This is a genomic window from Acinetobacter sp. 5862 (assembly GCF_024494585.1).
GTDB lineage: Bacteria > Pseudomonadota > Gammaproteobacteria > Pseudomonadales > Moraxellaceae > Acinetobacter.
The window spans coordinates 67,003-79,444 of sequence record NZ_JANHGP010000012.1 but is presented as its reverse complement, the minus strand read 5'-3'; the positions used below and the strand labels follow the sequence as shown (position 1 = coordinate 79,444).

General features: G+C 37.0%; 6 protein-coding genes and 1 pseudogene. 2 read left to right on the top strand and 5 right to left on the bottom strand.

Features of this window, described 5'->3' with window-relative positions:
* On the top strand, positions 1–1,985 hold a 1,985-nt coding region (locus tag NO346_RS01650; RefSeq protein ID WP_256414006.1), incomplete at its 5' end, for a M48 family metallopeptidase.
* A 268-nt stretch (positions 1,986–2,253) separates the two neighbouring features.
* Here NO346_RS01650 and NO346_RS01645 read toward each other — a convergent pair.
* Genes NO346_RS01645 through NO346_RS01625 form a run of 5 tightly spaced genes read right to left on the bottom strand, consistent with a single transcriptional unit; the run spans position 2,254 to position 11,285 of the window.
* Positions 2,254–3,927, bottom strand: coding sequence for an ATP-binding protein (locus NO346_RS01645; RefSeq protein WP_161984906.1), 1,674 nt, complete (start codon positions 3,925–3,927; stop codon positions 2,254–2,256).
* Entirely contained in the window at positions 3,920–5,122 is a 1,203-nt protein-coding gene (locus tag NO346_RS01640) for an SIR2 family protein (protein WP_161984905.1), read from the bottom strand. Before NO346_RS01640 ends, NO346_RS01645 begins: the two co-directional genes overlap by 8 nt.
* A 25-nt stretch (positions 5,123–5,147) precedes the next feature.
* On the bottom strand, positions 5,148–8,588 hold the full coding sequence (locus tag NO346_RS01635; RefSeq protein ID WP_256414005.1) for a DEAD/DEAH box helicase family protein: 3,441 nt from the start codon (positions 8,586–8,588) through the stop codon (positions 5,148–5,150).
* Between the two features lie 31 nt (positions 8,589–8,619).
* On the bottom strand, positions 8,620–9,789 hold the full coding sequence (locus tag NO346_RS14875; RefSeq protein WP_256414004.1) for a restriction endonuclease subunit S: 1,170 nt from the start codon (positions 9,787–9,789) through the stop codon (positions 8,620–8,622).
* Complete coding sequence (locus tag NO346_RS01625) at positions 9,786–11,285, bottom strand: class I SAM-dependent DNA methyltransferase (protein ID WP_161984902.1); 1,500 nt, start codon at positions 11,283–11,285, stop codon at positions 9,786–9,788. The genes NO346_RS14875 and NO346_RS01625 overlap by 4 nt, the downstream gene beginning before the upstream one ends.
* A gap of 118 nt (positions 11,286–11,403) precedes the next feature.
* Here NO346_RS01625 and NO346_RS01620 point away from each other — a divergent pair.
* Positions 11,404–12,369: pseudogene (locus NO346_RS01620) on the top strand (IS66-like element ISAba25 family transposase); the annotation flags it as partial.
* Between the last annotated feature and the right edge of the window lie 73 nt (positions 12,370–12,442).

Here is a 12,442-nt window from a genome sequence, read left to right as displayed (position 1 = left end):
CTTATAGATTGTTGGAAAAAGTTATTTCAAAAAAATCTTTTCAATCCAGAGTTTATTTGTATTATCTTTATTCTCTAATGAATTTGGAAAAATATGAAACCTTAAAATCTCATCTAGAAAAAATTGATTCAAATAATATAAATCCTGAATTTTTAATATTAAGGGCGAGATATTACAGTGTTATAGGAGATTATGAAAATGCAAAAAATGATTATATAAAGATTACTGAGTCTTATAAGGAGAGTTTAAATATTTGGTCAGACTATTTACTTTTAAGTTTGAAATGCGAAAATGTAGGTCAAACAAAAAAAATATTAGATGATATTCCTGAAAAAATTCTAACACCAAGAGCTAAGAATATTTTTAGATTTATTTATTTGGTGTATACAGAGATTGATTCTGTTTATGCAGAAAAGTTAATAACAAAATTATTTTTAATGGAGCCTAATTTTGTTGCTCCTTATTTGTGCAATATGCATTTAACTCTAATTGCTAATAAAAAAGAGCTTGTAAGTGGTTTGGCTTATGAAAATATTTATGCGGGTGTAATTTATGAAGATGAAGGTGAACGAAAGCAAAAACTGATTGTTTCCGATAGTTTTTCTGATTATGCACATTTTATTAATGTTGATTGTAATTTAGGTATTTCTTTGGCTGAAATGGAGATTGGTGAGGAACGTATTGTAGAGTTTCAAAAGATAAAATTAATTGAGAAACAATCAGTTTATGTAACTATTTTTCAGATAGCATTACAAATAACTAAAGATAATAGGCATAACTCTTCAGATTTTACTTTTTATCCATTTAAGGTTAGGGATGACTTTGTTGTAGAGGATATGAAAGAAATCTTAAAACGTTTTTCTGTAGATGATCCTGAAAAGGAGTTAATTTCTAATCCTGAGCTGTCGATGTATATAAAAGGTAGCTTAATTAAAGACAATGATGAATTTGAGATTATTTTAAAAATATTGCAGAGTAGGAATGCCAATTTCTGTTTATCCAATCCTGCGGGAAATACAGTAGCTTGTGGTGAGATTATATTAGATGCCTATTCATTCATTTATTTATGTTTCAATGATAACCATAAAGCACTAATCAGAGCAGGAATTAAAGTATTTCTTACCGATGAAACTTTTGATGTTATTTCTTCATGGATAAAAAAGGTTACCGATGAAGAGTTCTTATCTATAGCGTTATCAGAAGAGTCCTTAATAAAAACAGATGCGAATACTATTTCAAATTGTTACGCATCTTTTATCAATCAACTAAATAATTTACTTAGTCATTCAAGGGTAATTCCTCCAAATATTATTGATTTACCTGATTTTGCTAATGAAATAAGAGATATTTTGAGTCCTTCCGTTTTCTCTACTTTAAGACTTTCAATTGCAAATGATATTCCTTGGTTGTGCTTGGATTCAGCACTAAGGACAATATTTGTTAAGCAGGACGATGTTAAGGTTATAAAGTTACATGATTTCTTGAGCTTTATTGGAAATTATACGGACTTTGAGAGTCGTAAAATATCCATGATCCAATGGTCGAACTTTGGGCTTTTTACTATTTATAGTTATCAAGACTTAATACAACTAGCAAAATCAAATGATTCAAACGATTGGATATTATTAACGAACTTATTGAATGAAACCCCTTTGGGCTTTAATAATTACGATCAAGCTTTGGTTGTGTTATCGGCTATTCTGAAACTAACACTTTGCAAATATTTGAATAAAAATAACTTGATAAAAATAACGTTATTAGCAAACCTAATTTTTGCCTGTATCAATAAATGTATGCAAAGCATTTATGGGAAATTTAGAGAAGATCGTCTAGCGACAGTGATTGTTGAAGTGATTGATTCGATAAGATTCTCAGAAGATTTATTCAAAATATTCTGTAATTTTCTTGGTCAGTATGCTGTAGGTAACTTTTTGAATATAGCTTATATTAATGAAAGAATTGAGATTTTAATGAATGATGTATGAAAGTGAGTTGATCCAACTGGTAATCAATTACTTCTACAAATTCGATGGTTGTTTGTATATATCATTAATAGTAGTCCACTAATTCCAATTAAGAGTAGTCCACTAATTTCGATTAAATGTGGTCCACTGAGTTTATAAAAAGCGAGATCCTAAGATTCTCGCTTAAATCTTAATTTTAGGTGCATATTCCTACTTAGATGAATATACACAGTTGCATACCAACTTGGACAATGATTCTCACTTTAATTGAACACTCTAAAAAGATTAATCATATCCATTTATTTTGAAAGTCTGCACCTGCTGAATTTGGTATTATTGACGGTTGATGAATATTAATCGTTAATGGAATCGGAAAATCGTTTCCAATAAGTACAGCTTCCCCTGGTTGTAAACTAGGTAAAAAATCTGAAGCTGCTTTATCAATTTCACCACAAGCACGTTCAATAATTTCTCTATCTCGATCATTAGTAAGCCTATGAACAATTAATGTGCCTAATTGGCTTAATACGCCTTCAGTTATATCCCTTGGTCTCTGAGTTGCTAAGCAAATATTCAAACCAAATTTTCGTCCTTCCTTTGCAATTAACTCAAAAGAATCTAATTTGGCAATCGAATCTTCGTTACCAATGCTTTTCCCGATAAAATTATGAGCTTCATCTAAAAAAACAACTATCGGTTTATCTGAGAATTTCCGATCCCTTGCGAGACCTAAAAGATGTCTTCCAATCACATTTGCAACGATTTCCCTAGCTTTAAATTCAAATCCAACATCACTTAAGTCTATTCTCAAGATTTTTTTATTTGAATCATAGAAATCATCGATTTTTTCTACAAGTGTTGGTAGGCCTTTGGATTGAAAAACAAATTTAAAGGTATTAGAGGTTGTTATTCCATGAATTCTTGATACTAAGGCAAGACAATAACTAAAACTTTGCTGATCTTCTCCCCATATACCATCCGATTTTGGTGGCCAGACACATTCCTCACGAATTTGTTTACTAAGCTTTAAAGGATTAAATGGTGTTGAAGGGTGCTCAAGAAGTTTTGTACCACCTATAGCATTAATGCATTCTCTCCAAGATTGCTCTGTTTTTCTAATTTTCAAGAAAATACCATTTTCAATTTTATCTAAATGTAGTTGCCGATCATTTAGAATATTTACCAGCCTTAGGCTTCTTATCGCGTCTCTAAATTTAGGCCCTTGCACTTTTCCAGATGGTTCAAATAGCGCTATAAAATCAGTTTCCTGAAAACTTTCTACTGGCAAACTCACTTGATGAGAGTTTATTGCTGGACTGATTGGTTCACTCAAATGGACATTTTCAATATCATTTCCAATAAAATCTTTATATTCTCCTGTTGGGTCAAGAATAATAATTTTTGAGTTAAACTTGCGACATTCTTCTAAAATTTTTGCTGTCGTATAACTTTTACCCCCACCTGTTGAACCTAAAATTCCTAAATGACGACCAAATAGTTTTTCTGGTGTTACGGTGATATCACAACCCTGATCTATATCAATAAAGCCTATATTTAACTCTATTTCAGGTATTCCTTTATTCATACGTTTGGGTAATTGAGCTATAAGTTCATGTGGCGCTGAATAGATGAGATCATTGATATTTGGATAGTATTCAACTCCAGCAGTTACATACAAACTGTCCATTTGAATTGTGCCAAGAAGTTGGATTCGCCCAGCTATGTCTAAATTAGACTTATCTAAATCATCCTTTTTTATTTCTACGATACGTCCAAGAATTAAGTTCACTTGACTTTCAATTAATATGAACTCACCAACTTCTCCTTTTCCATAACGTTTGCCATGATAGTAAGTTGCTTGATGTTGTAAATTTATATACTCAAAGTTTACAGAATTGGCAGTAACTGCATTTACCTTTCCAAAAAGTAATTCTGGTTTGATTACACCATTTTCATTAAGCATCTCTATCTCCAAATAATTTTTTCATATTTTCATGAAGATTTTCAGCAGGAGATAAAGCCGTAAGATCAGGAATAAAACTCGAAAATTGCTGAAAATCACAATTTAGAAAGAAAATCTCATCATTCTTTCTATCATCTGCAATTTTTTTAAACATTCCCCAATACTTCGATGTTTCAGATGATGGTCTTTCAATATCACTTTCAATAGTTGGCGAGACAATTATAACTTTCAAGTGTGGATTTGAGAGAATTGCGGATAATATTGGCTCGGATAAATGATCATCATTAAATCCAAATCCAGCAATGATTAAACATGTATTCGGCTCTCTTAAACTTTGAGAAAAGCGAGCAATTAACTCTAAGTGAGGCTGTATATATGACTGCTGATATTTTCCCTTTGCAGGAAAAATCATACAACTATTTTCAGCTGTTACATTTTCTGCTTGTTCGATGATATAAGAGTTAGTGTTACGACGACTCCAATTTATAGAGCCATGGAGTTTATAGAGTTGATAAACACCTTCTAAATAATGGGTGTTGGTCGAAGAAGAAGAAGTGTTTCTACGAACAATATCCATATCAAAAAATCTAGCATCATAAATACGAGGCATTGAAAAAGAAAAGCCATCTATAACTGTGATGCCAAGTAACCCTGCAGCATCTTCAAAACAAGTATCATAATTAGTTGTAAATAGTTTAACTCTTGGATCTTTTGATTTTCTTCTAGCTAACTTTCTAATGAATTCTTTGTGTCCACTTAACTGTATTTCTTTATCTGAAATAAAACGACATTTATTGAGAATAATATCTTTACATTTATTGATAAAAATTTCAGTTTTTTCCTTTGTTTCTCCTACTTGTAAATATGCCTCACAGTGTGAAAGGCAAACCTCTATATTTTGATTATCAGGTTTATCATCATCATATTTACATTCAAGAAAGCACTCTTCGGAGATTATTTTCATATCATCAGTGGTACATGAAACCCACAAATCCCACATTCCAGGTCCCTTAACAACACGACCTAATGAGGTTCCACTACCTGCCAACACCATGATATTGGGCATCTGTAGTGCTGATTTTAATTTACCTCTTATGCTAGGTTCGAAATTTTCATTTTCAGAACCATCAGTATTTTTTTCTTCAATCCAAGCACATTTAGATGAATCATAGTATTTCTTAGTTATCGCAGTCATATATCCCCCTGATATATTTTAATTATTAAGCCACCGCTTCATTAAACGCTTCAACAACGCCAAATATATTGTCAGCATCCGCATCAGCAAACACACCATCAATCCCTTCATAGTGGATTTGATTAAACGGTGGTTCATAAAGTTGTGCCGCATCCAGCACCCCGTTTTGAGTCAAATGCTCAATCATCATTTCAATAAAGCGGATTTGCTTTTCGTTATAGCTTGAGCCTTGTAAATACTTAGAGAATGCTTGTTGCACCGCTTGACGATCTAAACCGACAAGGGAACGAATAAAGAGAGGTAATGGCTTATCTGTCCCAAAGCATTCTTCAAATTTATCTCGGCTTTCAACTTCCTGAGCTTCAAAAACAAAGCGTTCTAACTCACTTAGATCGGTCGGTGTCAGTGCTAAGCCACGCTTGAGCTTGGCAATGGTAATGTGGTTTTCATTGGCTTTGATAAAGCTTTCAACTCGTTTACGGTACTGGGCTAGATTTACGCCACTTGATACCACTGGGATATCAACTGCTTGCATATCTCCAATTTCATCATCTAGCATGGAATACACAACAGTCGATGTGGATTTTTCAATCAGTTTGACCAAACCGCGAATACGTTTACGCATCGCCTCTAACATTGGCAAGGTGATGCCTTTCCAGTATTCAACGGTTTGAATGTCTTGAATGAGGGCAATTTGTTCTGCAACCACAGGAATATTTTCTTTGCTTTCCAGTTTAGAAGCGATTTCAATCACTTTATTGGCATAGCTTTGAATCGCTGTATTGTTCTTTTCCAATACTGCCAACTCAAGGTTGTAACAAAGCATATCAAACAGTTTGGCCTCTAAGGTTTCAGGCTCAAGTTGATTCGGTAGTTTAGAAATGTGTTCTCGTAATGTTCCTATCGCAAGGTCATCCAGGTTGTTCCAAGCATCATCATTTTTGAAATGTTCGACATGCTCAAGTTCAGATTTCACAATGAAATTATCATTGTTCATGGACTTCACTTCAGTCTGTAGGCTCTGACGTAGATCTTGCTGTACAGCTCTTAAAGCTTCGGTGGCATCGTCCTTCGCATTCAGTAAACTCAGGATATTTAAACGTGCTTTGAACAGCCGTTGTCCGAGTGGCTCTGTGGTCGCAACAGGCGCACCATCAGGGTTTTCATTGAAGTATTCAAAGTTAGAGCAATAATCGAAAATAAAGAATTCTTTTTTATCTTTTTCAGGGCTAAATAATTCTTTGCAGAGGCGTGTACCACGTCCAATCATCTGCATAAATTTCACTTTAGAGCGAACCGCTTTAAAGAATACTAAGTTGACCACTTCAGGTACATCAATCCCTGTATCGAGCATATCCACTGAAATCGCAATCTGTGGCTCAGCTAAGTCTTTCTTACTAAAGTCATCAATTAAGCTTTGTGGATACTTAGTGGCATGGGTAATGACACGGGCAAACTTGCCATCATATTGCGGATAGTTTTCATTGAAGCGATCAGCAATAAACTGGGCATGTTTTTGATTGACGGCAAAGATAATGGTTTTACCCAAACGATCACCGCCTTCGGTCTTAATACCATTTTCCATCAAGTGCTTGAGCATTAAATCAATGGTGCCTGTATTAAACAGCTCTTTATTAATCTTGGATGCTGAGACTTCTTCAGGTGCATCTTCATCGCCCCAATTTAGGCTATCCCAATGTTGTTTTTCTTCTTCAGAGAGTTCGTCATATTTCACGCCCTCACGCATAAATTTAAGCGGGACAGAATAGGCTTTCGGTGGCACAAGATAACCATCGGCAATGGCTTGATCTAAATCATAGTAATCGGTTGGCACACCGCTTTCTAAGCCAAACAGTGCGTATGTATCACGATCTACTTCATCTCGTGGCGTTGCGGTTAAACCGACCAGTAAGCTATCGAAGTATTTAAAAATCTCGCCAAATTTTTGGTAAACGCTGCGGTGGGCTTCATCAATAATAATCAGGTCAAACATGCCTGTACCGAATTGGCGTGTACCATCGGCATTTTTTTCGTCAATTAAGCCGATCATGGTTTGATAGGTCGAGAAATACACTCGACCAACTTGGTTTTTATCTTCAAGCAAGTTGACGAATGAGGCATCTTTTAAATTGGCTTTAAAAGCGTTGTGTGCCTGATTGACCAATGAAGTACGATCGGCAAGGAATAATGCTTTTTGCACTACATTGGCTTTCATCAATACATCAACCAAGGCGATTGCCGTACGTGTTTTACCTGTACCTGTTGCCATAATCAGTAAGCCTGCACGTTCCTTACGTTGATAGGCTGCAAGCATGGCTTTGATGGCACGAGTTTGGTAGTAACGCTCGACAATGTCCGCATTGATCGGGAAGCTACTTAAATCAGGGTTGTTCTTACGTCTTTCGATCAGACGCTTGAGTTCTGCCTGCGTATAAAAGCCGTGAACTAAGCGTGGTGGGCCACCTTGCACATCGTTCCAAATTCGGGTTTTGTAACCATTGGTATAGAAAATGACAGGGCGTTGTCCTGTTTGTTGCTCTAAACAGTCTGCATAGAGCTTGGCTTGTTGTTGTCCAATATCAGGGTCAGTTGATGTACGTTTGGCTTCAACCACAGCCAAAGGCAAGCCATTGGCATCATACAGCACATAATCTACTGCACCTTTACCCGATGGACTCGGCATACCTATTACAGCAACTTCCTCTCGAACCGATGTACCTATTTCCCAGCCTGCTTCTTCAAGCATGAGGTCAATTTTAAGTTTTCGGGTTTCGTCTTCTTTATAGTCGGTAGGGTCTTCGATTTTGCTGTTGGCAATTTTGGCTTGTTCAACGTCTGCACGTTTTTGTGCAAGTTCAGCATCTATATTTGCAAGTAATTTTTCACGTTCTTCTAAACTTGCGGACAGTTCAAAAAGTTTTTGTTCGCGTTCGCGTAAAGCTTTATGTTGCTCCGCAAACTGTTTTTCTTTGGCTTCTGTTTCTTTTTGCAGTTGTTCTTGGTTGGCGGTGATTTGCTGTGTGTTATCTGCGTTAGGAATCAGTTCGGTTTTAAAAATATGCGGCTGTGAACGGTCTTTGGATGGTGAGCCATAGTTACGCTCAAACCACACATACATCAAAAATAAATGGCTAATGTGCTTGACGGTTTCTTCGGTGGTGAGTTGTTTGAACTTTTTCCCATGTACGGCACTGTTGCCGACCATGCGGATGTTGTCCATTTTGTCCCAAATATAGGGTGGTATCAGGTCTTTAAATTTGAGGTCGTTGAGTAAGTTATGCAGTGAAGCATCATAAGGCTGAGTCAGTTTTTTGTCGTATTGATACAGCCAAAGCACAAGGTTTTCAAGTGAGGTACGAGCCGCAGCAAGGGCAAATTGAGGGGAAATATACACGAGCTTTTCAGCTTCTTTAGCAGTGGCTGCCAAGCTTTTAAACTCAGGCTCTAAAAACGAGAAGTTGCTCATGTATATATACCCTCATATTTTCAATTAAATCTTATAAAGTGCCTTTAAATGCTTGGTTTTGTAGTGATGAAAATAGGCTTTCAAATAACTTACTAGAATTTTCAAGTGTTGTCTTTAATACTTCAATTTCATTGACTTTTTGTTGAAATTCTTCTTGCATTGAAAGTGGTGGTATTGGTACTTGCATTGCTTTCATTTTAACACCTGTTAAATGTGCAATTGTTGCCACCGTTATATGATCATCAAACCCACCATTTTTTGAATAGAACCAAAATAACCAAACAAAATATTCAGGTAGTATTTGTGTCATATCTAGGCGAACTCGATGCAACGCTTTTTGAAAAAAACAATTTTCTAAGTCATTTTTCCATATTGCAGCACGCCCAGGTTCACCACCTTCACAAACAAGAATGTCTCCGAATTTCAATTCACAGTTTTTCCGATCTTTTTCATTAAACTCCATTTCGAATACATCAGATAGATCGAATCTAAACCATTGAACATTGGCATTTCTTAAATATTTATATTGATCATTTTCAGAAGATTGTTTTTTCTTATCTAGCATTTTCCCGAGTTTAGATTCACTTATTTCACCAACAGGTTTTAAATCCCACCCTTTTGGATTACTGACAGGATCGCCAAACATATCAATAAACGTGGCTTGTAAAAGCTGATCTAACTTTTCAATCGCTTGCTGACGTTTTTGGTGTAGCTCATCCGCTTGATCTAAAATAGAGGCGATTCGGCGTTGTTCTGTAAGTGGTGGGAGTGGGATTTTTACTTCACTTAATTTCGCTTTATTTAGTGTTTTACCCATTGCAGCACGATCTGCATTTTCAAGTAAATCTATATGCTGTAAAGCCCAATATAAATACTTTATATCAACTTGTGAATCTAACTCTGTTAATGATGCAATAGCTTCATTTGTATACATTGGCTTTTGAGTTATACCCACTTTACCAATACTTAGTTTATAACTTAGCACCAATGTATTTTTAGGAATAAGCCTTATATTTGATGCTTTTACACCAAGATCAGTAATATATTCCTTTGTATTATTTAAATATCTCCCTTGATTCATATCTGCAATAGATAGCCAAGCATGAGTACCATCTCTCCAATAATCACTTTCATGACGAGATGGTGTTTTGCCAATCTGAATAGTACAAATATCTTTCAGAGCTTTTAGTTCAAAACTCACTTAAGCATCTCCTTAAGTGCAGCCATTCCTTTTAAAATATCCTGCTCAAGTACCTCTAAATCCGCCAAAATCTTACTCGGTGCTTCATATTCCACTTGTTCATACACCACTTCCTTATAACGGTTAATCGACAAATCATAACCATTGGCAGCAATATCAGCTTTATCCACCAAGAAACTTTGCTCAGTCGCTTTACGGTCTTTTTCACCCTCTAAATTTTTAAAACGAGCAATAATGTCAGGAATGTTGTTATTTTCATGCTTAGATGCATCTAGCTCGTTACGCTTATCATCAAGCGAATAACCATCCGCCTGCATATCATAAAACCAAACTTTGTCCGTACCGCCCGACATGGTTTTGGTGAAAATCATAATCGCAGTTGAAACCCCTGCATACGGCTTAAATACACCTGAAGGCATGGAAATAATGGCTTCAAGCTTTTGCTCTTCCACAATCTTTTGACGCAAATCTTTATGTGCTTTCGATGAACCAAATAACACACCATCAGGCACAATCACCGCAGCACGACCACCAGTTTTTAACAAACGTAGGAACAAGGCTAAAAACAGTAATTCAGTCTTTTTGGTTTTAACTACGGCTTGAATATTCTTGGCACAGCTTTCATTGTCCAAACTGCCTGCAAATGGAGGATTGGCAAGAATCAGACTGTATTTTTCCGCAATATGTGAATGGGTTTCACTCAAAGAATCACGGTTTTCAATACGTGGGTTTTCAACACCGTGCAGCATCATGTTCATTGAACCAATACGAAGCATAGTGCTATCAAAATCATAACCAAAGAAAGTTTCTTCACTAAAGCGTTTAGCTGCTTCAGGATTGGCAAAAATCTCAGTACTGTAATGATCGTTTAAATATTCACTTGCAGCGACTAAAAAGCCCGCTGTACCGCAAGCAGGATCACAAATGGTATCGGTTGGCTTAGGTTGCATCAACTCCACAATCATCTTGATGATATGGCGAGGAGTACGGAACTGACCGTTTTGACCTGCTGAGGCAATCTTACCGAGCATATACTCGTAAATATCACCTTTGGTGTCTTTATCATCCATTGGTACATCGGCAACCAAATCCACCACTTTGGTTAAAAGCGCAGGCGTAGGAATGGTAAAACGTGCATCCCTCATGTGGTGGCTATAGGTGGTTTCGTCTTCTGCACCTAAGTTTTTAATGAAAGGAAAGATTTCATTGGCAACGGTATTATATAAAGTTGCAGCATCGCCTAAAGTAATAAACTTTGACCAACGAAGATGGTCTTGCTCAGGCGTGAAAATTGGATGTTCAACAGCAATTGTTTGCTTTTTAATTTGACTGAGTTTATTTGCCTTTTTTTCTTTTGTGATCTGAATTTCATCCAGTCGGCGAATAAACAGCAAATAAGTCATTTGCTCCATGACTTCTAAAGGATTGGAAATACCACCACTCCAAAATGCATTCCAAATCTGGTCAATTTTGCTCTTAATTTCGCCTGTAATCACGTAGATGACTCTCAAATTTCTTTGAGAGTATTGTGGGAGAAATCAACAAAAAAAGCTATTTGAATTAAAGGAGATGCGACAGGGTTTGTCTCCTATATTCACAGATGCAAGAAATTCATCTCATTTGCCGCTGTACCGTCAACGTCTGATCTATCAGCGGGCTGGCATTGATCTGTCCAGATCCACGTTATCTGACTGGATTGGTCGCTGCGGTGTGGAACTGGAACCTCTGGCCAATGCCTTAAAACAGGTGGTGCTGCAACAGCGGGTGATCCATGCAGATGAAACACCGGTCACCATCATGCGGATGGGTGAGAATGATAAAAAACCGAAGAAAGGTTATGTCTGGGCCTATGCCACTACACAGTACAATCCAGTTCAGGCGGTGATCTATGACTTTCAGGATAGTCGTTCAGGCCAGCATGCTGCAGAGTTCTTGAAAGGCTGGCAGGGTTATCTAGTCTGTGATGATTACAGTGGTTATAAAGCACGCTTTAAATCAGGCCAGGTCATAGAGGTGGGCTGCATGGCCCATGCACGTCGTAAATTCCATGAACTGCATGTGACCGGGAAAAGTCAGGTCGCTGAACAGGCATTGGTGCTGATTCAGAAACTGTATGCGATAGAAGCAGAACTCAGGAAAAAGACCGATGGTACAGCGGAAGACCGCCGCGAATACCGACAACAGCATAGTCAACCAGTGATGCAACAACTATATGAATGGCTCAACCAACATCATCTGACAGTGCCATCGAGTTCTCCAACCGCCAAGGCGATCAATTACACTCTGAAGCGTTGGCCAGCTTTAAGCCGCTATCTGGATGATGGCAATCTACCGATTTGCAATAACTGGGTGGAAAACCAGATGCGCCCCTGGGCGTTGGGACGTAAGAACTGGTTATTTGCAGGTTCGCTGCGCAGTGGTCAGCGAGCGGCGAATATCATGACTTTAATCCAGTCAGCAAAGCTGAATGGGCTGGATCCGTATGCCTATTTAAGTGATGTGCTGAAAAGGCTGCCGACACACAAAGTGACCCAGATTGAAGAGTTACTGCCACACTGCTGGAAACCTAAATCGAATTAAAAATTGGTATGGGATTCAGCGGACGCTTACGATAATTCCAGATATTTTTACGCTGATGAATTTTGTAAAGTTA

Coding starts and splice junctions, on each gene's coding strand:
- NO346_RS01645 (WP_161984906.1), bottom strand. CDS start 3,927: ATGCTTAATGAAAATGGTGTAATCAAACCAGAATTACTTTTTGGAAAG.
- NO346_RS01640 (WP_161984905.1), bottom strand. CDS start 5,122: ATGACTGCGATAACTAAGAAATACTATGATTCATCTAAATGTGCTTGG.
- NO346_RS01635 (WP_256414005.1), bottom strand. CDS start 8,588: ATGAGCAACTTCTCGTTTTTAGAGCCTGAGTTTAAAAGCTTGGCAGCC.